Raw genomic sequence first — 22851 nt, forward strand, 5'->3', positions numbered from 1 at the left:
CGGAGCAGGGCCGGGAAGGAGACCGGCGGCGGTGCCGTCATGCCGTCCGGGCCACTTACCCTGGACAGGTGCCAAAGACGAAAAAGGCGAAGGACGAAAAGTCGGCCAAGAAGGACAAGAAGAACAAGCAGGGCAGGCTGGACACGAGGGCCGGGGGTTCTTCGGTGGACGACGAAAAGGGACTCGACTTCGCGCGCGCGTGGGTGGAGTTTCCGGATCCGGCGGACGACGAACAGGTCTTCCGCTGCGATCTGACATGGCTGACCTCTCGCTGGAACTGCATCTTCGGCAGCGGCTGCCAGGGCATCCAGGCGGGCCGCGCGGACGACGGGTGCTGCACCCTGGGCGCCCACTTCTCCGACGAGGACGACGAGAAGCGGGTCGCCGAGCATGTGGCGAGGCTCACGCCGGACATCTGGCAGAACCACGCCGAGGGCACGGAGAACGGCTGGGTCTCCGAGGACGACGAGGGTTCCCGGCAGACCCGCCCCTACCAGGGCTCGTGCATCTTCCAGAACCGGCCCGGCTTCTCCGGGGGCGCGGGCTGTTCGCTGCACATCCTCGCCCTCAAGGAGGGCCGCGAGCCGCTGGAGACCAAGCCGGACGTGTGCTGGCAGCTTCCGATCCGGCGGACGTACGAGTGGATCGACCGGCCCGACGACACGCGCGTGCTGCAGGTGTCGATCGGTGAGTACGACCGCCGTGGCTGGGGCCCGGGCGGGCACGACCTGCACTGGTGGTGCACGTCGGCCACCTCGGCGCACGGCGCGGGCGAGCCGGTGTACGTCTCCTACCGGCCGGAGCTGATCGAGCTGATGGGCAAGGCGGGCTACGACCGGCTGGTCGAGCTGTGCGAGGAGCGGCTGGCCTCGCAGCTGCCGTTGGTGGCACCGCATCCGGCGGACCCTGCTCGCTGAGGCTGCCGGCGTTCCCGGGACCGGACGGGGGCCCACCGGCCCCTGAGCGCCTACGAGGCGGCCGGGCTCGGGTCGCCGTCGCCGCCCGGCGGCGGTGTGGAGCCGGTCGTGCCGGTCGGAGACGGCTCGGTGGGCGTCGGGTCGGGCGGGGGCGAGGTGGCCGGGTCGCTGGGCGTCGGGTCCGGGGGCACCGAGGCCGACGGGGACGGATCCGGGTCGGACGGGGACGACGGGACGTGGGGCGTGCTCGGGCGGGGGCCCGGGCGGGACGGGCCGGGCGCGGTGCCGTAGCCCTGGATGGAGACGACCGCGCCGGCCGGGGCGACGGCCACCCGGGCGTTCCAGTGGCCGGACGGCTCGCGCAGGTGGTCGACGTACATCTTGATCGTCACCGACTGGCCGGGGCGGAGCGTTCCGGACGGCCGGCTCGGGTAGAGCCAGGGGGCACTCGTCGACACGGACCAGTGCACCGACGCGTCCCCGGCCGCGGTGAGGGTGATCAACGTGGTGTCGCCGTCGTGGCCGGCCGTGACCTCCAGCCGGCCCGCCCCCCGCTCGCCGGCGCCCGCGACGCTGACGACCTCCACGGAGACGTCGGCCTTGCCGTCCTTGCCGAAGCGGGTGCCGGGCGTGGTGCTCGCGTTGCCGGCGTGCTCGTAGCCGTAGCCGCCGTCCGCCGACTCGCCTTCCAGACCGTCGGGGCCGTGCGCCTCGCTGGCGCTGGCCGAGCGGCCGTCCTCGCCCTCGCCGACCGGGGTGCCGCGGTAGGCCGCCCACAGGGCGAGCACGGGCGCGGCCACGACGGTGGCGACGACGGTCGTGGTGACGGCACGGGCGCGCAGCCGGTCCCGGCGGGCCGCGCGGTCCTTGGGGTCCATCGGGAAGCCGCGCCGGTCGAAGCGGGGCGCGGCGCCACGCGCGCGCGGGAGGTGCGTCATGGCGACGTGCAGCGCCGCGCGGGGCGCTTCCAGGACGGGCAGCTCGTCGGGGGTGACGCTGGTGCCGGGCCAGCGGCCGGGGATCGCGCGCTCGGCGGTGCGACGGCAGCGCGGGCAGTCGTCGACGTGCCGGACCAGCTCGCGGCGCAGGGCCGCGCTGAGCACGAGCTGGTTGTCGCCGGTGAGGCGGGCCACACCCGGACAGGTGCCGGTCTCGACGACGGCGAGGGCCGCGCGGGTGCGCTCGACCTCGCAGGCGGCGGAGGCGAGCAGTTCGCGGGCGGCGGCCGGGTCCATGCCGAGGACGGCCGCGACCTCGGGGGCGGCGAGGTGGTGCCGCACGGCGAGTTCGAGGGCCTCGCGCTGCTCCGGCGTGGTGCCGGCGGCCTCGGGCCAGGCCAGCAGGGCCAGTTCGCCGCGGCGCCGCTCCCGGTCCTCCTCGGAAGGGGCCGGGATCGCGGCCGGCCGCCGCCGGGAGGGCTCCCGGTCGGTGCCTGAGCGGCCCGCCGCGTGGCTGCCCTGACGTTTCTGCTTGGCCTCGGCCAGCTTGCGCAGGCACGCCCAACGGGCCAGCGCGTACAGCCAGGCCCTGCGGTCGGCGGACTCGGGGCCGCGGTGGCCGCGGCGCTCCGCGAGCGCCAGGACGTCCCCCAGGGCGTCGGTCGCGGCGTCGTGGTCGCAGAGGACGGACAGACAGTAGGTGAACAGGCCGTCCAGATAAGCCTCGTAGCGCGCGGGCGGCCGCTGCGCCAGGGTGCGCGCCGCGGTACGGTCACGCGCTTCCCGGTGCGCTCTGTGCGCGCCGGTCGTGCGGGTCGTGGTCTGCGGACTGCTGCTCATCACCCGGTGACCGTAGGCGGCCATGGGTGGCGCGAAGTGGCGCATTGGACACTTTTAATCCGTACGGGTGAAACGATCCCTCATAAGGGGACAGGAACCTCCCATTCCATGGCTGGTTCGGTAGAGGCGGTGGCCGGTTCGGGGCGAACGTGGCTGGTCCGGCACGGTGATGGCCGGTCCCGGGCGGGCCTCCGACGGCGGGGGCGACGACGGGTGCGGGCCTCCGTTTGCCGCGTTGTCAGTGGTGACGGCTACGGTTCGTGCATGGCTGCCCGTGCGAAGACCACCAAGGACCGGCCGTCCTACCGCTGCACCGAGTGCGGCTGGCAGACGGCCAAGTGGCTCGGCCGCTGCCCCGAGTGCCAGGCGTGGGGGACGGTCGAGGAGTACGGCGCGCCCGCGGTCCGCACGACGGCGCCGGGGCGCGTCACCACCTCCGCCCTGCCCATCGGCCAGGTCGACGGCCGCCAGGCCGCGGCCCGCAGCACCGGCGTGCCCGAGCTGGACCGCGTGCTCGGCGGCGGACTGGTGCCCGGCGCCGTGGTCCTCGTGGCGGGCGAGCCCGGCGTCGGCAAGTCCACGCTGCTGCTGGACGTGGCGGCCAAGTCGGCCAGTGACGAGCACCGCACGCTGTACGTCACGGGCGAGGAGTCGGCGAGCCAGGTGCGCCTGCGCGCCGACCGCATCAACGCCATCGACGACCACCTGTACCTCGCCGCCGAGACCGACCTCGCGGCAGTCCTCGGCCACTTGGACGCGGTCAAGCCGTCCCTGCTGATCCTGGACTCCGTGCAGACGGTGGCCTCCCCCGAGATCGACGGCGCGCCCGGCGGCATGGCGCAGGTGCGGGAGGTGGCCGGCGCCCTGATCCGCGCCTCCAAGGAGCGCGGCATGTCCACCCTCCTCGTGGGCCACGTCACCAAGGACGGCGCGATCGCCGGGCCGCGCCTGCTGGAGCACCTCGTGGACGTGGTGCTGCACTTCGAGGGCGACCGCCACGCGCGCCTGCGGCTGGTGCGGGGCGTCAAGAACCGCTACGGCACGACCGACGAGGTCGGCTGCTTCGAGCTGCACGACGAGGGCATCACGGGCCTGGCCGACCCCAGCGGCCTGTTCCTCACCCGCCGCGCCGAGCCGGTGCCCGGCACCTGTCTGACCGTCACCCTGGAGGGCCGCCGCCCGCTGGTGGCCGAGGTGCAGGCGCTCACGGTCGACTCGCAGATCCCGTCCCCGCGGCGCACGACGTCCGGCCTGGAGACCTCCCGCGTCTCCATGATGCTGGCCGTCCTGGAGCAGCGGGGCCGCATCAGCGCCCTGGGCAAGCGGGACATCTACTCCGCGACGGTAGGCGGCGTGAAGCTCTCCGAGCCGGCCGCCGACCTCGCGGTCGCCCTCGCCCTGGCCAGCGCGGCCAGCGACACCCCGCTGCCCAAGAACCTGGTCGCGATCGGCGAGGTCGGCCTCGCGGGCGAGGTGAGACGGGTCACGGGCGTGCAGCGCAGACTCGCGGAGGCGCACCGCCTGGGCTTCACGCACGCGCTGGTACCGGGCGATCCGGGCAGGATTCCCGAGGGCATGAAGGTCCTGGAAGTGGCGGACATAGGGGACGCCCTGCGGGTCCTTCCGCGCTCCCGTCGCAGAGAGGCCCCACGGGAGGAGGAGGACCGCCGGTAGACTTTGCCCTGGTCTCGCCCGTCCGTACGAACCGAGTGTGCGACACGGGAGCGCCCCAGAACCTGCGACCGGAGGAGTGCAGTGGCAGCCAACGACCGGGCAGCAGCTCCCGGAAAGTCCGGTGGGAGTGCCGGTTCCGATGGCCTGATGCGCGCCTCGCTGAGCGCCGTGGCACCCGGCACGGCCCTGCGTGACGGACTGGAACGGGTGCTCCGCGGCAACACCGGCGGTCTCATCGTGCTCGGCTCCGACAAGACCGTCGAGGCGATGTGCACGGGCGGCTTCGTGCTGGACGTCGAGTTCACCGCGACCCGGCTGCGCGAGCTGTGCAAGCTGGACGGCGGCATCGTGCTCTCCTCGGACCTGTCGAAGATCCTGCGGGCCGGCGTCCAGCTGGTCCCGGACCCGACGATCCCCACGGAGGAGACGGGCACCCGGCACCGCACGGCGGACCGGGTCAGCAAGCAGGTCGGCTTCCCCGTGGTCTCCGTGTCGCAGTCCATGCGCCTGATCGCGCTCTACGTCGACGGCCAGCGCCGCGTCCTGGAGGACTCGGCGGCGATCCTGTCGCGCGCCAACCAGGCCCTGGCGACCCTGGAGCGCTACAAGCTCCGCCTCGACGAGGTCGCGGGCACGCTGTCGGCGCTGGAGATCGAGGACCTGGTGACCGTCCGGGACGTCTCGGCGGTCGCCCAGCGCCTGGAGATGGTGCGCCGCATCGCGACCGAGATCGCCGAGTACGTGGTGGAGCTGGGCACGGACGGACGTCTGCTCGCCCTGCAGCTGGACGAGTTGATCGCCGGCGTGGAGCCCGAGCGTGAACTGGTCGTACGGGACTACGTGCCCGAGCCGACGGCCAAGCGCTCCCGCACGGTCGAGGAGGCGCTCGCCGAGCTGGACAAGCTGAGCCACGCCGAGCTGCTGGAACTGTCCACGGTGGCCCGCGCGTTGGGCTACACCGGCTCGCCCGAGACCCTGGACTCGGCGGTGTCGCCGCGCGGCTTCCGGCTGCTGGCCAAGGTCCCGCGGCTGCCCGGCGCGATCATCGACCGCCTGGTGGAGCACTTCGGCGGCCTGCAGAAGCTGCTGGCCGCCAGCGTCGACGACCTCCAGACGGTGGACGGCGTCGGCGAGGCCCGGGCCCGCAGCGTGCGAGAGGGCCTGTCCCGGCTGGCGGAGTCGTCGATCCTCGAACGCTACGTCTGAGCCGGCGCCGCGGCGCCCCGCGTCAGTCGCTCTCCAGCACGAACGACGTCTGCACCTTCGCGAAACCAGCGGCCTTGGCCTCCACCAGGTACGTGCCGGCCTTGGCCGACCCCGCCGGAGGCGTCCCGCACTCGGGGACGCTCGGCTTGCGGTCCCACTTCACGGTGTAGGTGATGCCGCTGCCGGCGGGCACCCGGTACTGCAGGCTTCCGGCGCCCTCGGGGCAGTCGTCGGACGCCCAGTACGCCTCGTCGCCGCCCGCCTGAGTGATCGTCAACACGGCGTTCTCGGGCCCGAGGTCGACCTTGCAGTCGCTGCCGGAGGTGTTCCGCACGGTCAGTTCGAAGGTCGGCGTCCTGCCGGGTTCGTAGGCGTTGCGTACGCTGCGCAGGCTCAACTTCACCGAGCCGGAGGAGCAGTTGGGCAGCCCCGACCCGGCGGGCAGCGCGTCGCCCGCGCCGACACCGGCCGCCGTACCGCCCTCGGAGCCGCCTCCCGCGGCACCGCCTCCGGACTCGCCGGAACCGGAACCGCCACCGGACCCCGACCCCGACCCCGATCCGTCGCCGGACCCCGAGCCGTCACCGCCGCCGGACCCCGACCCGCTCGACTCCCCGTCCCCCGACTCGTCCCTGCCACCCGGTGCCTGACTGATCGCCGGCCCGGATCCGGACGGTCCCGGGGTGATCGACGGTGCGGGATTCCTGCCGTTGGCACCGTCCTCGCGGTCCTTCCCGCCACCCCCGTCGCCGGAGACCACCACCCACGTGATCAGCAACGCCAACAGGGCGAGCAGGGACAGGAGTACGGCCCTCCGACGCCAGTAGATGGAGGAGGGAAGCGGCCCGACCGGATTGCGCAGAGATCCCACGGCGCAAACTGTACGAGAGATCGGTGAGTTACCCCGGCCCACCCGCCGTTCAGATCGGCAACTTTTCCGGATCATCATCCCGGAAACGCCTCCGGCACCCCTGTCTTTCGTCAGGTACCGCACATGTCTGTCGCAGGGTGTGACCGTATCGCCGCGCTGCCTACGGTCTGTGACCATGGACTTCGAGGACAACGAGCTCTACCGCGACATCACCGGATTCGCCCACGACACCCCCACGTGGGTCCAGCACGCGGCGGAAGCCTGGACGGAGGGCGGACTGCTCCTGTTCGGCGCGCTGTTCGTCGCCGCCTGGTGGCGGGCACGCCGTGGCAGCGCGACCGCGTTCGCGATAGCGGTACTTGCACCCGTGGCCACGGCTGTGGCGTACGTGTGCAGTGAGTTGCTCAAGTCCGGCTTCACGGAGGAACGTCCGTGCCGGGCGGTCGCCGGGGCGGTCCCGTCCCTCGCCGAGTGCCCGCCGACCGGCGACTGGTCCTTCCCCAGCAACCACGCCACCATCGCGGGCGCCGCGGCCGTCGCCCTTGCCCTGGTGCGCCGCACGATCATCTGGCTGACGGCGCCGCTCGCCCTGCTGATGGCCTTCTCCCGGGTCTTCGTCGGCGTGCACTACCCGCACGACGTCGCCGCCGGTCTCCTGCTCGGCGCCGTCGTCGCGGCCGTCGCCATGCGCCTGGGCAGGCGACCGGTGACCCGGCTGGCCGGGGCGATGCGCGCGTCGTCGGCGCCCTTGGTGCGGTGGGTGACCGGCCCGGGGGCGGCCACTGCTCCCACGGCCCCGTGGACCGCCCACCGTGGCCGCTGACGGTCACGCCTCCACGAGCCCCGCCTCGTAGGCCACGATCGCCGCCTGCACCCGGTTGCGTACCTCCAGCCGGTCCAGTACCGCGCTCACGTACGTCTTCACCGTGCCCTCGACGAGGTGCAGCCGGGCGGCGATCTCCGGGTTGGACAGGCCGGCGCCGACGAGGCCGAGCACTTCGCGTTCGCGCGGGCTCAGACGCGCCACGCGCGCGCGTGCGTGCTCCTCGCGGGCGAGCCGGCCACCGCCGCCGCAGCCCAGGTCCTCGATGACGTACCGGGCGACCTTGGGCGACAGGAAGGCGGCGCCGCCCGCCACCGCCCGGACGCCCGCGATCAGTTCGTACGGGTCACCGGACTTCAGCAGGAAGCCGGTGGCGCCGCCCGCCAGCGCGCGGGCCACGTAGGCCTGTTCGGAGAAGGTGGTGAGCATCGCGACGGCCGTGCCGGGGACGGTCCGCACGATCTCCTCCGCCGCCGCGAGCCCGTCCAGGCGGGGCATGCGGATGTCCAGCAGGGCCACGTCGGGGCGGTGCGCGCGGGCCAGTTCGACCGCCTCGCGGCCGTCGCCGGCCTCCGCGACGACCTCGCTCTCACCGCCGCTCGCCAGGATGGCGCGCACCCCGGCCCGCACCATCGTCTCGTCGTCGGCCAGCAGTACCCGGATCACCGTGTGAACTCCTCGTATTCCTCGCGTCCCTCGTCGGACAGTCCGACGCGCGGGACGACGTCCTTGGCGACCAGCCGGCCCTCGTCGTCGAAGCAGAGCCGGAAGTGGTCGACGGAGACGAGGAGTTCGCCGCTCGCGCGGTAGTAGCGGCAGTCGGCGTCCTTCGGCGGCGCGGGAGCGCGTTCGACGGGCGGGTCGGCGATCGCGCGGTCCGGCAGCACGTGTGCCACCTCGTCGTACGGCATGCCCAGGCGCAGTTCCTCGTACGCGCCGGGACCGAGCACCGAGTGCGTCTCCGTGTACGCGTACCAGCCGAAGGCCGCCCCGACGAGGACGACGCCCGCTCCGGCGGCGGCCCCGAGACCGAGGGCGACGCGGCGGCGGGCCAGGGCGAACGGCGCCGCAGGGGCACGGGGGACGGCGACGGCGGTCTCCTGCGCGGGGACGTACGCCCGGACCCGGAACCCCTCCCCGTGCGGGCCCGCCCGGAAGTCGCCGCCGACCGCGGTGACCGCGGCCCGCAGCCCGAGCAGGCCCGAACCGCCGGCCGAGGGGCTGCTCTCCTCGGTGGCCCGCCCGTTGGTGACGGTGACCGTGGTGCCGCGTGCCTGACCGGTGACGGCCACGACGACGGGGGCGCCGGGGGCGTGCCGGGCCGCGTTGGTCAGCGCCTCGCGCACCACCCGGTGCAGCAGGCGCTCGGCGATCCCGCCGGCCTCCAGGGCCCGGGCGCCGTCCGGCGGCTCCCAGCGCACCGGCAGTCCCGACTCGGCGGCGCGGGCGACGAGTTCCTCGACGGTCTCGCCCGCCGGGGTCAGCGGGACCGGCTCGTCGTCCTCGCGCAGGACGCCGATGATGCGGTGCAGCCGGTCGGTGGCATCGGCGGCGGCCGCCCGCAGGTCGGCCGCGGCGGTGCGGTGGTGGCCGGCGAGGTCGGGCGCGACCTGGAGGGCGGCGGCGCGCAGGGCGATCAGGCTCAGTTCGTGGCCGAGCGAGTCGTGCATGTCCTGGGCGATCCTGGCCCGCTCCCGCAGCCGGGCACGCTCCTCGGCGTGCCGCTGCTCGTCCTCCAGCCGGGCCGCGCGCAGCCAGCCGGCCTCGGCCAGCGCGCGGCTCTGCCGCCAGTAGCGCCCGCCGAGCCAGGGGAAGACGCAGCCGAAGAGCAGGGTGCCCGTCATGACCAGCCACTCGGGGGCCGGGTCGGCCCCGACGAGCGCGATCCGCGCCGTGCCGACGGCTCCGACGGCGGCGAAGCACACCGTCGCCGGGCGCGCCCGGCCGGCGCGCAGGCCGAGCAGCAGGGCGAAGGTGGCGAGCGCCGGGCCGTAGGAGACGGTGAACAGGGCGGGTGCGGCGGCCAGGCTCAGGCCCGCCACCGACGCGAAGGCCGCGAGCGGCCGCCGCCGGGCGAGGGCGGTGGCCGCGGCTAGCACGCCCAGGCCGGCCAGCTGCTGCCACGGGGAGCGCGGCTCGTTCAGCCCGAGCCGGTCCGCCGTGAGCGCCGGAAGGGCGAGGGCCGCCCACAACAGGGCCCCTGGGAGGAGGCCGCGGAGTTCGCCGCGGCGGGCCGGACGGGGACGTTCCATGCGTCCGACGCTACAAGCGGACGGCAGGACGGCACCTCTGCCGATCGTCAGGTGCCATGCCCTCCCCAGGGTGACGGTGCGCCCGTGGGACCCTCCTCCCGTGGCAGGATCGGAGAGTCATGACTACGCCCACGAAGCCCTTGCCCCCCGGTTCCGCCGCCGGCCCCGCCCCGGCCGGCGGGCGCCCCGCCCCCGGCGAGTCTCTGCACTCCCCCGTCATCGACTGGTTCGACGAGCACGCCCGCGATCTGCCGTGGCGGCGGCCGGAGGCCGGCGCATGGGGCGTGATGGTCAGTGAGTTCATGCTCCAGCAGACACCGGTCAGCCGCGTCCTGCCGGTCTACGAGCAGTGGATGGCCCGCTGGCCCCGCCCCGCCGACCTCGCCGCGGAGGCGCCCGGCGAGGCCGTGCGCGCCTGGGGCCGGCTCGGCTATCCGCGCCGCGCGCTGCGGCTGCACGGTGCCGCGGCGGCCATAACGGAACGGCACGGCGGCGACGTACCGGCGGACCACGCCCAGCTGCTGGCGCTGCCCGGCATCGGCGAGTACACGGCCGCGGCGGTCGCCTCCTTCGCGTACCGCCAGCGGCACGCGGTGCTGGACACCAACGTGCGCCGGGTCTTCGCACGGGCCGTCACGGGGGTGCAGTACCCGCCGAACGCGACCACCGCCGCCGAGCGCAAGCTGGCCCGCGCGCTGCTGCCCGAGGACGAGGGGACCGCGGCCCGCTGGGCGGCGGCGTCCATGGAACTGGGTGCGCTGGTGTGCACGGCCCGGAACGAGGCGTGTCACCGCTGCCCGATCGCGGCGCAGTGCGCCTGGCGGCTGGCCGGCAAGCCCGAGCACGACGGGCCGCCGCGCCGCGGGCAGACGTACGCGGGCACGGACCGGCAGGTGCGCGGCCGGCTGCTGGCGGTGCTGCGGGAGGCGCACGGGCCGGTTCCGCAGGCGGCTCTGGACCAGGTGTGGCACGAACCGGTCCAGCGCGCCCGCGCGTTGGACGGTCTGGTCGCCGACGGCCTGGTGGAGCCGCTGGCGGACGGGCTGTACCGGCTGCCGCTGGGCTGACGCCCGGGCGGGCCACGGGGGCCGGAGCGCACGATAGGGCCCACGGCCGGCACAGGGGCCGGGCACAGCCCGGTCCCAGCCCGGGTCACAGCCGTAAGGGTCCGCGTGACGACTGCCCGCCTCGGCAAATCGCCATGAACCCACCCCAACGAGCCCTGCGGCTCACCCCGTACCCACTTCCGTTACACAACCGACGGACAGCCGAGTGCCAGCCGCAGGCTGGCTCGCACAGCGTCGTGACAACGCTTCCCTACCTTCGTTCCGTGCCCGGCTGACAGGGGCACGGCTGAGGACCAACGGGGAAAACGGGAGGCGGTTCACCATGGCACAGGGCGAGGTGCTCGAGTTCGAGGAGTACGTCCGCACGCGGCAGGACGCGCTGCTGCGCAGCGCCCGGCGCCTGGTCCCTGACCCCGTCGACGCCCAGGACCTGCTCCAGACCGCGCTGGCGCGGACGTACGGCCGCTGGGACGGCATCGCCGACAAGCGGCTGGCGGACGCCTACCTGCGCCGGGTGATGATCAACACGCGGACCGAGTGGTGGCGGGCGCGGAAGCTGGAGGAGGTTCCCACCGAGCAGCTCCCGGACGCCTGCGTGGACGACTCCACCGAGCAGCACGCGGACCGCGCCCTGCTGATGGACGTCATGAAGGTGCTCGCCCCGAAGCAGCGCAGCGTCGTGGTGCTGCGACACTGGGAGCAGATGTCCACGGAGGAGACGGCCGCCGCCCTCGGCATGTCGGCCGGAACGGTCAAGAGCACGCTGCACCGGGCGCTCGCCCGGCTCCGCGAGGAGCTGGTCGCCCGCGATCTGGACGCACGCGCGCTGGAGCGTGAGGAGCGGGAGCGTTGCGCGGCCTGACCGTCTGCCGGAGGACCGGCCCGGCCCGGGGAAGCATCCAGGCGACGAGCACGGCGGCGGCCGTGTCCGTCGCCCTCGCCGTTTCGCTCGCCGGCTGCGCCGCGGGCGGCACCGGTGCCCGTGACGAGGGCCCGGCCCACGCGGACTCGGTGGCGGGCGCCTCCTCCCCCGCCGCCTCGCCGAGCCGGACCCCCGACCGGGTGGACGCGGTCCGGCTCGTCAAGGCCGATCCCCGTGTCTCGGCCGAGGTCAAACGGGAGCTGAAGCCGTGCGTCGCCGACGAGTACCCCGTCGACGTCTCCTACGGCGAGCTGACCGGCTCTTCCGCCGAGGACGTCGTCGTCAACGTCCTGACCTGCGGGGACGCGGTGGGAGTGGGCAGTTACGTGTACCGCGAGAAGGGGGGCGAGTACCAGAATGTGTTCAAGGCGGAGGAGCCCCCGGTCTACGCGGAGATCGACCGCGGCGACCTGGTGGTCACCAAGCAGGTCTACGAGAAGGGCGACCCGGTGTCGAGTCCGTCCGGCGAGAACGTGATCACGTACCGCTGGTCCTCGGGCCGGTTCACCGAGCGGTACCGCACGCACAACGACTACAGCAACGCCGTCGGGAACGCGCCCACGCCGGTTCCGGAGAGCTGACCGGCCACCGGAGAGAACCGATCGGGCCGCTCGGACCGATGCAGAAGTGAGCGCGCCCCGGCCACCGCGACGAGGACGCCCGACCACCACAACGAGGACAGAGAGCACCGGGATGGCAGACCAGACCCACGTCCTGTTCGTCGAGGACGACGACGTCATCCGCGAGGCCACCCAGCTCGCCCTGGAGCGGGACGGCTTCGCGGTCACCGCGATGCCCGACGGCCTGTCGGGCCTGGAGGCGTTCCGGGCCGACCGCCCCGACATCGCGCTGCTGGACGTCATGGTCCCCGGCCTCGACGGCGTCAGCCTGTGCCGCCGGATCCGGGACGAGTCCACCGTGCCCGTGATCATGCTGTCGGCGCGGGCCGACTCCATCGACGTGGTGCTCGGCCTGGAGGCGGGCGCCGACGACTACGTGACCAAGCCGTTCGACGGGGCGGTGCTGGTGGCCCGGATCCGGGCGGTGCTGCGCCGCTTCGGGCACGCCGGCGGCGGTGTCCGGGCGGACGCGGGGGGTGGTGACGACAACGGCGGAGTGCTCACCTTCGGCGAGCTGGAGGTCGACACCGAGGGCATGGAGGTGCGCCGGGCCGGACGGCCGGTGGCGCTGACACCGACCGAGATGCGGCTGCTGCTGGAGTTCTCCTCGGCGCCGGGCACGGTGCTCTCGCGCGACAAGCTGCTGGAGCGGGTGTGGGACTACGGCTGGGGCGGTGACACCCGTGTCGTCGACGTCCATGTGCAGCGGCTGCGGACCAAGATCGGCCAGGACCGCATCGAGACGGTCCGTGGCTTCGGCTACAAGTTGAAGGCCTGAGCAGGGACATGCGGGGGATCTTCCGTCGCCTGGCCGCCTCCCCGCTGGGGCGCACGGGCATCCGTACAGGGCTGAGATGGAAGCTCAGCGCGGCCATCGCGCTGGTCGGCGCGCTGGTGGCGGTCGCGCTGAGCCTGGTCGTGCACAACGCGGCCAGGGTGTCGATGCTGGACAACGCGCGCGACCTCGCGGACGACCGCGTCCTGATCGCCCAGCGCAACTACGAGCTGTCCGGGCGGCTGAACTTCCCGAACGCCCAGATCGACGACCCCGAGCTGCCGGCCGAGCTGCGCAGGAAGGTCGAGGACGGCCGGCGGGCGACGTACGTCTCCGAGCAGGCGAACGGGGTGACGGACATATGGGCGGCCGTGCCGCTCAAGGACGGGCACGTGATGTCCCTGCACTCCGGGTTCACCGACCGCAGCTCGGACATCCTCAAGGACCTCGACCAGGCCCTGGTCATCGGCTCCATCGCGGTCGTCCTGGGCGGCAGCGCGCTCGGCGTGCTCATCGGCGGACAGCTGTCGCGCCGGCTGCGCAAGGCCGCCGCCGCCGCGAACCAGGTCGCGGGGGGCGAGAGCGAGGTGCGGGTCCGGGACGCCATCGGCGGCGTCGTGCGGGACGAGACCGACGATCTCGCCAGCGCCGTGGACGCGATGGCGGACGCGCTGCAGCAGCGGCTGGAGGCAGAGCGCCGGGTCACCGCGGACATCGCGCACGAGCTGCGCACGCCGGTGACCGGGCTGCTGACGGCGGCCGAGCTGCTGCCGCCGGGCCGGCCGACCGAGCTGGTGCTGGACCGGGCGAAGGCCATGCGCACGCTGGTGGAGGACGTCCTGGAGGTGGCCCGGCTCGACGGCGCCTCGGAGCGGGCCGAGCTGCAGGACATCATGCTGGGCGACTTCGTCACCCGGCGGGTGGCGGCCAAGGACCCGGCCGTGGAGGTACGGGTCGTGCACGAGTCGGAGGTCACCACCGACCCGCGCCGCCTGGAGCGCGTGCTGTTCAACCTGCTCGCCAACGCCGCCCGGCACGGCAGGCCGCCCATCGAGGTCAGCGTCGAGGGCCGGGTGATCCGGGTCCGCGACCACGGGCCCGGCTTCCCCGGGGACCTGCTCGCGGAGGGCCCGAGCCGCTTCCGCACCGGCAGCGCGGACCGGGCCGGCCGCGGCCACGGACTCGGTCTGACCATCGCGGCCGGGCAGGCCCGGGTGCTGGGCGCCCGGCTGACGTTCCGCAACGTGCGGCCCGCCGGGGCGCCCGACCACGTCCCCGCCGAGGGCGCGGTCGCCGTGCTGTGGCTGCCGGAGCACGCGCCGACGAACACCGGGAGCTTCCCGATGCTGCCGGACCGGCCGGCCCAGGGCGTGTCCTAACAGGCGAAGTCCTTGTCCATGTCGAGGCCGCCCTCGCGGGGCTGGGTGAAGGAGAACCAGTTGCCGGAGTCGTCGCGGAAGAGCGCTTCCGTGCCGTAGGGACGCTCCTGCGGCTCCTGGAGGAACTCCACCCCGCGGTCCTTGAGCTTCTTGTAGTCGCCGTGGATGTCGTCGGTGGTCAGCACGCCGGCGCCGAGAGCGCCCTTGGCCACCAGCTTCTTGATCATCTCGGCGGACTCGGGATCCATGGAGCCGCTGCCGGGGACCATCAGCGTCAGTTCGACGTCGGGCTGGTCCGGGGAGCCGACGGTGAGCCAGCGCATGCCGCCCTCGCCCATCGTCATGTCCGTACGGACCTCCAGGCCCAGCTTCTGGGTGTAGAACTCCTTGGCCCGGTCCTGGTCGAGGACCCAGACGGTCGAGATGGCGAGACCCTTGATCATGGCGTGCTCCTGTACTTCCGTGTTCCTGCGGTACGCGGGTACTCCCGTGTCCCTGCGGTACGCGGCCGGTCGTCGTGCCCGCATCGCCCTGCCACCGTAGGCAGCGGCCACGTCACTCCGCTTCTTCGGAATTGCGCCGTGCGGGGCCGCCGCGGAAGCCGCCGGCCCAGAGCATGGCGTAGCAGCCCGGTATCAGGGCGGCTCCTCGGCCCACGTGCTTCGTCCGGTACTCGCTGGGGGTCAGTCCGGTCCAGGCCTTGAACCGGCTGGAGAAGGTGCCGAGGCTGCTGAAGCCGACCAGATGGCAGATCTCGGTCACGGACAGGTTGGCGGTGCGCAGCAGGTCCTCGGCGCGCTCGATGCGGCGGTGGGTCAGGTACTGGCCGGGGGTCTCGCCGTACGCCTCCTTGAAGGCGCGGATGAAGTGGTAACGGGAGTACCCGGCGTGCGCGGCCACCGCGTCCAGGTCGAGGGCCGGGTCGGCCCAGTCGCGGTCCATGGCGTCCTTGGCCAGCCGCAACTGCCGCAACTTGTCCATGCGCCCGATGGTGGCACGAGGCACTGACAGTGACCCCGCGCCGTCCGGCCACGCCCGGGGCCCCGGGCAGGACGGACGCACGCAGGGCACGACGAAGGCCCCCGGCCGGGCGGACGCACCCCGGGGGCCTTCGTCGTGGAGGGCGGGCGGAGGTCAGACGGTCTCGGCCGCCGGCGTCTTCGCCGCGGCGCCGTCACCGTCCGCCGGCCCGGCCGCCGCCTGCGGTCCCGCCCCCTTGAGCGGAACCTCCTTGACGAACACCGCCGCGATCAGCGCGAGCACCGCCACGGCGGCCCCCAGCAGGAAGGCCCCGTGCGTCCCGGAGGACACCGCGTGCTGGTAGGCCTCCCGCGCGGCCCGAGGCAGCTCGGCCAGGCTCGCCGCGTCGAGCTGCGCCGACTGCTCGGTCACCTTCGCGCCCAGCTCCCCGGCCCGCTCCGCCATGACGTCCTGGACGCGGTGGTTGAACAGGGCGCCCATGATCGCGACGCCGAAGGAGGAGCCGAGGGTGCGGAAGAGAGTGGTGGACGAGGAGGCCACGCCCATGTCCTTCATCTCCACGCTGTTCTGCGCGACCAGCATGGTGATCTGCATCAGGCAGCCCATGCCGAGGCCGACGACGGCCATGTACACACCGGAGGTGAACCGGCTGGTCTCCGTGTCCATCAGGGACAGCAGGAAGAGTCCGGCCGTCATCAGCGCACCGCCGATCACCGGGAAGATCTTGTAGCGGCCTGTGTTCGTGGTGACCCGCCCCGCCACCATCGACGTGACGAGCATCGCGCCCAGCATCGGCAGGAGCAGCAGCCCCGAGTTGGTGGCCGACGCGCCCTGGACCGCCTGCTGGTACAGCGGCAGGAAGAGGGTGGCGCCGAACATCACGAAGCCGACGATGAAGCCGATCACGGACATCAGTGTGAAGTTGCGGCTGCGGAAGATGTGCAGCGGCACGATCGGCTCTGCGGCCCTCGTCTGCCAGAAGACGAACCCGACCAGCGCGGCGACGCCGATACCGATCAGCTCCATGATCCGCGCCGAGGACCAGGCGTACTCCGTGCCGCCCCAGGTGGTGACGAGCACGATCGCGGTGATGCCCACGGTCAGCAGCGCGGCGCCGAGGTAGTCGATCCGCGCGTCGCTGCGCTTCTTCGGCAGGTGCAGTACGGCACTGATGGCGACCAGCGCGACCGCGCCGAGCGGCAGGTTGATGTAGAAGGCCCAGCGCCAGCCCCAGTGGTCGGTGATGGTGCCGCCGACCAGCGGTCCGCCGATCATCGCGAGCGCCATGACGCCGGCCATCATGCCCTGGTACTTGCCGCGTTCCCGGGGCGGGATCAGGTCGCCGATGATGGCCATGACGCCGACCATCAGACCGCCGGCGCCGAGGCCCTGGACCGCGCGGAAGCCGATGAGCTGGCCCATGTCCTGGGCCATGCCGCTGAGCGCCGAGCCGATCAGGAAGATCACGATCGAGGTCATGAACGAGCCCTTGCGGCCGTACATGTCGCCGATCTTGCCCCACAGCGGGGTGGAGGCCGCGGTCGCGAGCGTGTAGGCGGTCACCACCCAGGACAGGTGTTCCAGGCCGCCCAGCTCGCCGACGATCGTCGGCATCGCGGTGCCGATGATCATGTTGTCGAGCATCGCGAGCATCATCGCGACCATGAGGGCGAGCAGGACCACCCGCACGCTCCTCGGCTGCTTCCCGCCTCCGGTGTCGACGGTGTCCTCCGTCACTGTGTCCGCCATCGCTCCCACTCCCCCTGACTCCGCCACTTACTTGCCGCCCGGCTAGTTGACTACACTCGGGAAGGTAGACGCGTAACTAGCCGGTCGTCAAGTAAGTTTTCCGGAAAGTGCGCGGAGCGGAGGTGGCATAGGAGGATGGGCGGCACGATGGACGGCACCAAGCAGCAGCGGCGCCGCGGGAACACCCGCCAGCGCATCCAGGACGTGGCGCTCGAGCTCTTCGCCGAGCAGGGCTACGAGAAGACCTCCCTGCGCGAGATCTCCGAACGCCTGGAAGTCACCAAAGCGGCGCTCTACTACCACTTCAAGACCAAGGAAGAGATCCTGGTCAGCATCTTCGAGGACCTCGTCCGGCCGATCGAGGACCTGATCGAGTGGGGCCGGCGGCAGCCGCACACGCTGGAGACGAAGCAGGAGATCATCCGCCGCTACAGCGAGGCCCTGGCCGGGGCGGCCCCGCTCTTCCGCTTCATGCAGGAGAACCAGGCGACGGTGCGGGAGCTGCGCATCGGCAGCATGTTCAAGGACCGCATGATGGGCCTGCGCTACATCCTGGTCGACCCGGACGCGGACCTGGTGGACCAGGTACGCAGCATCAGCGCGCTGTTCACCCTGCACGCCGGGATGATTTTCCTCCACGACGTCGAAGGCGACCCCGAGGATAAGCGCAAGGCTGTCCTCGAGGTCGCCACCGATCTGGTCACCCGGGCCCACCATCAGGGGGCCGGGGACTCATAGGGGCCTGTCCGGCCCTGTCAGACGGCCACGCCCTTGGAGCGCAGGAAGGCGGCCGGGTCTATGGCCGAGCCGTAGTTCGGGGTCGTACGGATCTCGAAGTGCAGGTGCGGGCCGCTGGAGTTGCCGGTGTTGCCGGACTTGGCGATGGACTGGCCCGTGGCGACGACCTGGCCGACGCTCACGTTGACCTGGGACAGGTGGGCGTACTGGGAGTACGTGCCGTTGCCGTGCTTGATGACGATGGCGTTGCCGTAGGCGGGGCCGTCACCGGCGCCGTTCGGGCCGGCCTTGACGACGGTGCCGCCGTGCGCGGCCACGACGTTGGTGCCGACCGGCACAGCGAAGTCCTGGCCGCTGTGCTTGTGCGCCCACATGCCGCCGTTCTGGGCGAAGCTCGCGGTGAGCGTGTAGCCCTTGACCGGCTTCACCCAGGAGGCGGCCTTCTTCGCGACGGCGGCCTTCTTCACGGTGACGGTCTTCTTCGCGTTCGCGGCGACCTGGGCCTTCGCGGCCTTGGCGGTCTGCGCAGCCTTGGCCTGGGCCTCGGCCTGCGCCTGGACGGCGCTCGCGACGGTGGCGGCGCTGTTGGCCGCCGTGGTGTCGACGGCGGCCGCGACCCCGGTTCCCAGTGCGACCGAGGCGCCGAGGCCGGCGGCCAGCAGGGCCGCACGGGTGCGGAGGGTGGTCGGACGGGAGAAACGGGACGTGACACGCGGGGACATTCGCAACCTCATGGGGTCGGGAGCAAGGGAAAGCCCCTCCGACGAACCGGTGCTCGCCGGGCGGGCCACAACCTTGGTAACCCAATCCGCCCCAATCGCCCAAGAGTGTGACCTACGACGAAAAGTAGTACTTGACCCCGAAACTTCACGACTCTTGACAGAGGGCACATTCGGGACAAAGCAGGTCAGACAGGCGGAATCCCCGCGTCAGTTCCGGTACATATGTCCGTTTTCGTAGTTCTGGGCGTTTCCACTATGGCCGCTAGTAAGGCCCAAATCGCCTGTGCGGCACATCACCGGCGCCGAGATCGAAAAGGGCGGAAATGTGACGGGGGCTACGTCGCGGGGAGTTCAGGATCCGCACCGTCCATGTGATGCACGCCTCTAGCTACTTACCGCCCAGTAACCCTACGGTTCCTCTCGCGCCACCCTCACCACCGATCATGCACTCGACAAAACAAGCTGTACGGACGTGAGAGGACCCCCCACATGGCCAGACACCCCTGGTTCTTCCACCGGGCATCCGTCACCGCGGTCTCCGCGGCGGCCCTCGTCGCGCTGGCAGCCCCCGCCGAGGCCGCGACGACCGCGGGTACGACCGGGAGCACGACGACGCCCGCAGCGGCGGCGTCCGCCGCGGCGGGCGTCGACCACGCCACCTGGCAGAAGGACTGCCAGGCCGTGATGGACCAGGCACTGCCCTACCTGAAGGAACGGATCGCCGACGCCGGTCCCGGTGAGAAGCAGGCGATCGTCCTCGACATCGACAACACGTCCCTGGAGACCGACTTCGGCTTCAGCTTCCCGCAGCCCGCCAACAGGCCGGTTCTGGAGGTCGCCGAGTACGCCCAGGAGCACGGCGTCGCCCTGTTCTTCGTCACCGCCCGCCCCGGCATCATCCACGCGCCGACCGCGTACAACCTCGACCACGCCGGCTACGAGTCCTCGGGGCTGTACGTCCGCGGCTTCTTCGACCTGTTCCGGAACGTGGCCGAGTACAAGACGGCCCAGCGCGCCGACATCGAGTCGAAGGGCTACACGATCATCGCGAACATCGGCAACAGCGCCACCGACCTGTCGGGCGGCCACGCCGAGAAGACCTTCAAGCTCCCGGACTACGACGGTCAGCTGTCCTGACCGGTCGCCGGTCGCGGTGTGCCTCGTCCCCGTGCGCACGAGCGCGCGGCTGAGGCGGACGGGATCCGCCGGGCCGGGTGGCAGGCCGATGCCCTGCGCGGTACGCCCGCCGGTGCGGGAGCAGGACCGTGGGGCGCTGTCTGCCGCCCGTCGCGGCGGCGGCCGGGCAAAGGGCTGCCCGGCCGCCCGGTACGCGGTCGCTGAGGGCCACGTGGGCGTCCCAGGGACGCCGACACGACAAGGGGCTGCCCCGGACCGGTGATCCGGTCCGGGGCAGCCCCTTGTCTTCAGCGCACCCGGAGGGCTACGCCTCCTTGCTCAGGTTCGGCCCGGCTCCGCCGGCCGCCTGCTCGATCGGCGGGACGTCGGGCAGTGCCGACTTCTCCTCACCCCGGAAGGTGAAGGTCTTCGTCTCGCCCTCGCCCTCGGTGTCCACGACCACGATGTGACCGGGGCGCAGGTCGCCGAAGAGGATCTTCTCCGACAGCGTGTCCTCGATCTCCCGCTGGATGGTCCGGCGCAGCGGCCGGGCGCCCAGCACGGGGTCGTAGCCCTTCTTGGACAGCAGTTCCTTGGCGGACTGGGAGAGCTCGATGCCCATGTCCCGGTCCTTCAGGCGCTCGTCCACCTTGCTGATCATCAGGTCGACGATCGCGAGGATGTCGTCCTGCGTCAGCTGCGGGAAGACCACCACGTCGTCGACGCGGTTGAGGAACTCGGGCCGGAAGTGCTGCTTGAGCTCGTCCGAGACCTTGTTCTTCATGCGCTCGTAGTTGGTCTTCGTGTCACCCGCGGCGGCGAAGCCGAGGTTGAAGCCCTTGGAGATGTCCCGGGTGCCGAGGTTGGTCGTCATGATGATGACCGTGTTCTTGAAGTCCACGACCCGGCCCTGGGAGTCGGTCAGGCGACCGTCCTCCAGGATCTGCAGCAGCGAGTTGAAGATGTCCGGGTGGGCCTTCTCGACCTCGTCGAAGAGGACGACCGAGAACGGCTTGCGGCGCACCTTCTCCGTCAGCTGACCGCCCTCCTCGTAGCCCACGTAGCCGGGGGGCGAACCGAAGAGACGGGAGACCGTGTGCTTCTCGCTGAACTCCGACATGTCGAGGGAGATCAGCGCGTCCTCGTCACCGAAGAGGAACTCCGCCAGCGCCTTGGACAGCTCGGTCTTACCGACACCGGACGGGCCGGCGAAGATGAACGAGCCACCGGGGCGCTTGGGGTCCTTCAGACCGGCACGCGTACGGCGGATCGCCTTCGACAGCGCCTTGACGGCGTCGACCTGGCCGATGACCCGCTTGTGGAGCTCGTCCTCCATGCGCAGCAGGCGGGACGACTCCTCCTCCGTGAGCTTGAAGACCGGGATGCCCGTCGCCGTGGCGAGGACCTCGGCGATCAGCTCGCCGTCGACCTCGGCGACGACGTCCATGTCGCCGGCCTTCCACTCCTTCTCCCGCTTGGCCTTGGCGGCCAGGAGCTGCTTCTCCTTGTCGCGCAGGGAGGCGGCCTTCTCGAAGTCCTGCGAGTCGATCGCGGACTCCTTGTCCCGGCGGACGGCGGCGATCTTCTCGTCGAACTCGCGCAGGTCCGGCGGCGCGGTCATCCGGCGGATGCGCATCCGGGAACCGGCCTCGTCGATCAGGTCGATCGCCTTGTCCGGCAGGAAGCGGTCCGAGATGTACCGGTCGGCCAGGGTGGCGGCCTGGACCAGCGCCTCGTCGGTGATGGAGACCCGGTGGTGGGCCTCGTACCGGTCGCGCAGACCCTTGAGGATCTCGATCGTGTGCGGCAGGGACGGCTCCGCGACCTGGATGGGCTGGAAGCGGCGCTCCAGGGCCGCGTCCTTCTCCAGGTGCTTGCGGTACTCGTCCAGCGTCGTCGCACCGATGGTCTGCAGCTCACCGCGGGCCAGCATCGGCTTCAGGATCGAAGCGGCGTCGATGGCGCCCTCGGCGGCACCCGCACCGACCAGCGTGTGCAGCTCGTCGATGAACAGGATGATGTCGCCGCGGGTGCGGATCTCCTTGAGCACCTTCTTCAGGCGCTCCTCGAAGTCACCGCGGTAGCGGGAGCCGGCGACCAGCGCGCCGAGGTCCAGGGTGTAGAGGTGCTTGTCCTTGAGGGTCTCGGGCACCTCGCCCTTGACGATGGCCTGGGCGAGGCCCTCGACGACGGCGGTCTTGCCGACGCCGGGCTCACCGATCAGGACCGGGTTGTTCTTGGTACGGCGGGACAGCACCTGCATGACCCGCTCGATCTCCTTCTCGCGCCCGATGACCGGGTCGAGCTTGGACTCACGAGCGGCCTGGGTGAGGTTCCGGCCGAACTGGTCGAGGACCAGGGACGTGGAGGGGGTGCCCTCGGCAGGACCGCCGGCGGTGGCGGTCTCCTTGCCCTGGTAACCGGAGAGCAGCTGGATCACCTGCTGCCGCACGCGGTTCAGATCTGCGCCCAGCTTGACCAGGACCTGGGCGGCGACGCCCTCGCCCTCACGGATCAGGCCGAGCAGGATGTGCTCCGTGCCGATGTAGTTGTGGCCCAGCTGAAGCGCCTCGCGGAGCGACAGCTCCAGCACCTTCTTGGCACGGGGGGTGAAGGGGATGTGACCCGACGGGGCCTGCTGGCCCTGCCCGATGATCTCCTCCACCTGCTGGCGGACCGCCTCGAGCGAAATCCCGAGGCTCTCAAGGGCCTTGGCGGCGACACCCTCACCCTCGTGGATCAGGCCCAGGAGGATGTGCTCGGTGCCGATGTAGTTGTGGTTGAGCATCCGGGCTTCTTCCTGAGCCAGGACGACAACCCGCCGCGCGCGGTCGGTGAACCTCTCGAACATCGTTAATCGCTCCTCAGAGCGGTCAGGCAGTAAGGGGAACTTCCCCTCCCTGTCCTTCCGCAGCTTAGTCCCGCAAGCGGGGACCGCTCATTCCAACTGCCGACACCGTCGATGGCCTCCTGACCCCGAACGCCGACATCTGCTCCAACCCGATGGTGCGAGACGATGTTCCCGCAGGCCAGGCAGTTACCCCACTCGCCAGTACGCCGATGGCGAACGTGAGACGGCCTCTCCTGCTCGTCGCCCCCTCCCACTAGGGATGTCTTACCCGCCGGGACTGACACTCCATGCCGCGCGCACCGGTTCCCTCCGCTACGGGCGAACAACCTTGCGCCTCCCCGTACCCCCACACGCCCCCCTTTCGGCACTCTGTGCAGCCGTTCGGACACCCAGCGTAACCCGAGTGCCTT

At 71.9% G+C, this 22851-nt stretch carries 20 protein-coding genes; 11 read left to right on the forward strand and 9 right to left on the reverse strand.

Annotation, left to right across the window (positions count from 1 at the left end; genetic code table 11):
• Nucleotides 1-68 precede the first annotated feature (68 nt).
• Nucleotides 69-917, forward strand: a complete 849-nt coding sequence (locus IE260_RS22425) for a DUF3109 family protein (RefSeq protein WP_189874652.1) — start codon at nucleotides 69-71, stop codon at nucleotides 915-917.
• A gap of 50 nt (nucleotides 918-967) precedes the next feature.
• On the opposite strand, the gene IE260_RS22430 is transcribed toward IE260_RS22425, so the two are convergent.
• On the reverse strand, nucleotides 968-2695 hold the full coding sequence (locus IE260_RS22430; RefSeq protein ID WP_189874654.1) for a BACON domain-containing protein: 1728 nt from the start codon (nucleotides 2693-2695) through the stop codon (nucleotides 968-970).
• A 264-nt stretch (nucleotides 2696-2959) separates the two neighbouring features.
• Here IE260_RS22430 and radA point away from each other — a divergent pair, with 264 nt between their 5' ends.
• Together radA and disA are read left to right on the forward strand one after the other, a co-directional pair.
• Nucleotides 2960-4369: a DNA repair protein RadA gene (gene radA / locus IE260_RS22435; protein WP_189874656.1), complete on the forward strand. Its 1410-nt coding sequence runs from the start codon at nucleotides 2960-2962 to the stop codon at nucleotides 4367-4369.
• A gap of 81 nt (nucleotides 4370-4450) precedes the next feature.
• A complete protein-coding gene (gene disA / locus IE260_RS22440; RefSeq protein ID WP_188183465.1) occupies nucleotides 4451-5575 on the forward strand; it encodes a DNA integrity scanning diadenylate cyclase DisA in 1125 nt (374 codons plus the stop codon).
• 22 nt (nucleotides 5576-5597) lie between these two features.
• On the opposite strand, the gene IE260_RS22445 is transcribed toward disA, so the two are convergent.
• The gene (locus tag IE260_RS22445; RefSeq protein WP_189874658.1) at nucleotides 5598-6446 is read right to left on the reverse strand and encodes a hypothetical protein; all 849 of its coding nucleotides are present in this window, start codon (nucleotides 6444-6446) and stop codon (nucleotides 5598-5600) included.
• Nucleotides 6447-6621: 175 nt separating this feature from the next.
• Between IE260_RS22445 and IE260_RS22450 the strand changes: the two genes are divergently transcribed.
• Nucleotides 6622-7269 carry a phosphatase PAP2 family protein gene (locus tag IE260_RS22450; RefSeq protein ID WP_189874660.1) on the forward strand — a complete coding sequence of 216 codons (648 nt, stop codon included), beginning with the start codon at nucleotides 6622-6624 and terminating at the stop codon, nucleotides 7267-7269.
• A gap of 3 nt (nucleotides 7270-7272) precedes the next feature.
• Here IE260_RS22450 and IE260_RS22455 read toward each other — a convergent pair whose 3' ends face one another.
• On the reverse strand, nucleotides 7273-7935 hold the full coding sequence (locus IE260_RS22455) for a response regulator transcription factor (protein WP_189874662.1): 663 nt from the start codon (nucleotides 7933-7935) through the stop codon (nucleotides 7273-7275).
• Entirely contained in the window at nucleotides 7932-9521 is a 1590-nt protein-coding gene (locus IE260_RS22460; protein ID WP_189874664.1) for a sensor histidine kinase, read from the reverse strand. The genes IE260_RS22455 and IE260_RS22460 overlap by 4 nt, the downstream gene beginning before the upstream one ends.
• 119 nt (nucleotides 9522-9640) lie before the next feature.
• Between IE260_RS22460 and IE260_RS22465 the strand changes: the two genes are divergently transcribed.
• The 5 genes from IE260_RS22465 (at nucleotide 9641) to cseC (ending at nucleotide 14284) form a co-directional block, all read left to right on the forward strand.
• Nucleotides 9641-10588 (forward strand): iron-sulfur binding domain-containing protein, encoded by a 948-nt coding sequence (locus tag IE260_RS22465; protein WP_189874666.1) that lies wholly within the window; start codon nucleotides 9641-9643, stop codon nucleotides 10586-10588.
• 322 nt (nucleotides 10589-10910) lie between these two features.
• Nucleotides 10911-11450, forward strand: coding sequence for a SigE family RNA polymerase sigma factor (locus tag IE260_RS22470; protein ID WP_189874668.1), 540 nt, complete (start codon nucleotides 10911-10913; stop codon nucleotides 11448-11450).
• Nucleotides 11438-12091, forward strand: coding sequence for a hypothetical protein (locus tag IE260_RS22475; RefSeq protein ID WP_189874670.1), 654 nt, complete (start codon nucleotides 11438-11440; stop codon nucleotides 12089-12091). The genes IE260_RS22470 and IE260_RS22475 overlap by 13 nt, the downstream gene beginning before the upstream one ends.
• 112 nt (nucleotides 12092-12203) lie before the next feature.
• On the forward strand, nucleotides 12204-12908 hold the full coding sequence (gene cseB, locus IE260_RS22480; protein WP_189874672.1) for a two-component system response regulator CseB: 705 nt from the start codon (nucleotides 12204-12206) through the stop codon (nucleotides 12906-12908).
• Nucleotides 12909-12916: 8 nt separating this feature from the next.
• Nucleotides 12917-14284, forward strand: coding sequence for a two-component system sensor histidine kinase CseC (gene cseC, locus IE260_RS22485; RefSeq protein WP_189874674.1), 1368 nt, complete (start codon nucleotides 12917-12919; stop codon nucleotides 14282-14284).
• Here the strand turns inward: cseC and IE260_RS22490 are convergent.
• The 3 genes from IE260_RS22490 to IE260_RS22500 form a co-directional block, all read right to left on the reverse strand.
• On the reverse strand, nucleotides 14281-14727 hold the full coding sequence (locus tag IE260_RS22490) for a VOC family protein (protein WP_188183455.1): 447 nt from the start codon (nucleotides 14725-14727) through the stop codon (nucleotides 14281-14283). The two genes, cseC and IE260_RS22490, sit on opposite strands and share 4 nt — an antisense overlap.
• A gap of 112 nt (nucleotides 14728-14839) precedes the next feature.
• A complete protein-coding gene (locus IE260_RS22495; RefSeq protein ID WP_189874676.1) occupies nucleotides 14840-15265 on the reverse strand; it encodes a helix-turn-helix transcriptional regulator in 426 nt (141 codons plus the stop codon).
• Between the two features lie 153 nt (nucleotides 15266-15418).
• Nucleotides 15419-17014 carry an MDR family MFS transporter gene (locus tag IE260_RS22500; protein ID WP_189874678.1) on the reverse strand — a complete coding sequence of 532 codons (1596 nt, stop codon included), beginning with the start codon at nucleotides 17012-17014 and terminating at the stop codon, nucleotides 15419-15421.
• A 135-nt stretch (nucleotides 17015-17149) separates the two neighbouring features.
• Here IE260_RS22500 and IE260_RS22505 point away from each other — a divergent pair, with 135 nt between their 5' ends.
• A complete protein-coding gene (locus IE260_RS22505; protein ID WP_189874680.1) occupies nucleotides 17150-17752 on the forward strand; it encodes a TetR/AcrR family transcriptional regulator in 603 nt (200 codons plus the stop codon).
• Nucleotides 17753-17769: 17 nt separating this feature from the next.
• Here the strand turns inward: IE260_RS22505 and IE260_RS22510 are convergent, their stop codons facing one another.
• Nucleotides 17770-18474, reverse strand: a complete 705-nt coding sequence (locus IE260_RS22510) for a M23 family metallopeptidase (protein WP_189874682.1) — start codon at nucleotides 18472-18474, stop codon at nucleotides 17770-17772.
• A gap of 489 nt (nucleotides 18475-18963) precedes the next feature.
• Here IE260_RS22510 and IE260_RS22515 point away from each other — a divergent pair, with 489 nt between their 5' ends.
• Nucleotides 18964-19611, forward strand: a complete 648-nt coding sequence (locus IE260_RS22515) for an HAD family acid phosphatase (protein WP_189874684.1) — start codon at nucleotides 18964-18966, stop codon at nucleotides 19609-19611.
• A gap of 304 nt (nucleotides 19612-19915) precedes the next feature.
• Here IE260_RS22515 and IE260_RS22520 read toward each other — a convergent pair whose 3' ends face one another.
• Nucleotides 19916-22441, reverse strand: coding sequence for an ATP-dependent Clp protease ATP-binding subunit (locus IE260_RS22520; RefSeq protein WP_189874686.1), 2526 nt, complete (start codon nucleotides 22439-22441; stop codon nucleotides 19916-19918).
• Between the last annotated feature and the right edge of the window lie 410 nt (nucleotides 22442-22851).

Source organism: Streptomyces viridiviolaceus (assembly GCF_014650995.1).
GTDB classification, from domain to species: domain Bacteria; phylum Actinomycetota; class Actinomycetes; order Streptomycetales; family Streptomycetaceae; genus Streptomyces; species Streptomyces viridiviolaceus.

Bases quoted from the DNA above. Each gene is read 5' to 3' on its own strand.
- radA (WP_189874656.1), top strand. From the start codon at position 2,960: ATGGCTGCCCGTGCGAAGACCACCAAGGACCGGCCGTCCTACCGCTGC.
- IE260_RS22505 (WP_189874680.1), top strand. From the start codon at position 17,150: ATGGGCGGCACGATGGACGGCACCAAGCAGCAGCGGCGCCGCGGGAAC.
- IE260_RS22495 (WP_189874676.1), bottom strand. From the start codon at position 15,265: ATGGACAAGTTGCGGCAGTTGCGGCTGGCCAAGGACGCCATGGACCGC.
- IE260_RS22520 (WP_189874686.1), bottom strand. From the start codon at position 22,441: ATGTTCGAGAGGTTCACCGACCGCGCGCGGCGGGTTGTCGTCCTGGCT.
- IE260_RS22450 (WP_189874660.1), top strand. From the start codon at position 6,622: ATGGACTTCGAGGACAACGAGCTCTACCGCGACATCACCGGATTCGCC.
- IE260_RS22465 (WP_189874666.1), top strand. From the start codon at position 9,641: ATGACTACGCCCACGAAGCCCTTGCCCCCCGGTTCCGCCGCCGGCCCC.
- IE260_RS22500 (WP_189874678.1), bottom strand. From the start codon at position 17,014: ATGGCGGACACAGTGACGGAGGACACCGTCGACACCGGAGGCGGGAAG.
- IE260_RS22510 (WP_189874682.1), bottom strand. From the start codon at position 18,474: ATGTCCCCGCGTGTCACGTCCCGTTTCTCCCGTCCGACCACCCTCCGC.
- IE260_RS22460 (WP_189874664.1), bottom strand. From the start codon at position 9,521: ATGGAACGTCCCCGTCCGGCCCGCCGCGGCGAACTCCGCGGCCTCCTC.
- IE260_RS22490 (WP_188183455.1), bottom strand. From the start codon at position 14,727: ATGATCAAGGGTCTCGCCATCTCGACCGTCTGGGTCCTCGACCAGGAC.
- cseC (WP_189874674.1), top strand. From the start codon at position 12,917: ATGCGGGGGATCTTCCGTCGCCTGGCCGCCTCCCCGCTGGGGCGCACG.
- IE260_RS22430 (WP_189874654.1), bottom strand. From the start codon at position 2,695: ATGAGCAGCAGTCCGCAGACCACGACCCGCACGACCGGCGCGCACAGA.
- cseB (WP_189874672.1), top strand. From the start codon at position 12,204: ATGGCAGACCAGACCCACGTCCTGTTCGTCGAGGACGACGACGTCATC.
- IE260_RS22470 (WP_189874668.1), top strand. From the start codon at position 10,911: ATGGCACAGGGCGAGGTGCTCGAGTTCGAGGAGTACGTCCGCACGCGG.
- IE260_RS22515 (WP_189874684.1), top strand. From the start codon at position 18,964: ATGGCCAGACACCCCTGGTTCTTCCACCGGGCATCCGTCACCGCGGTC.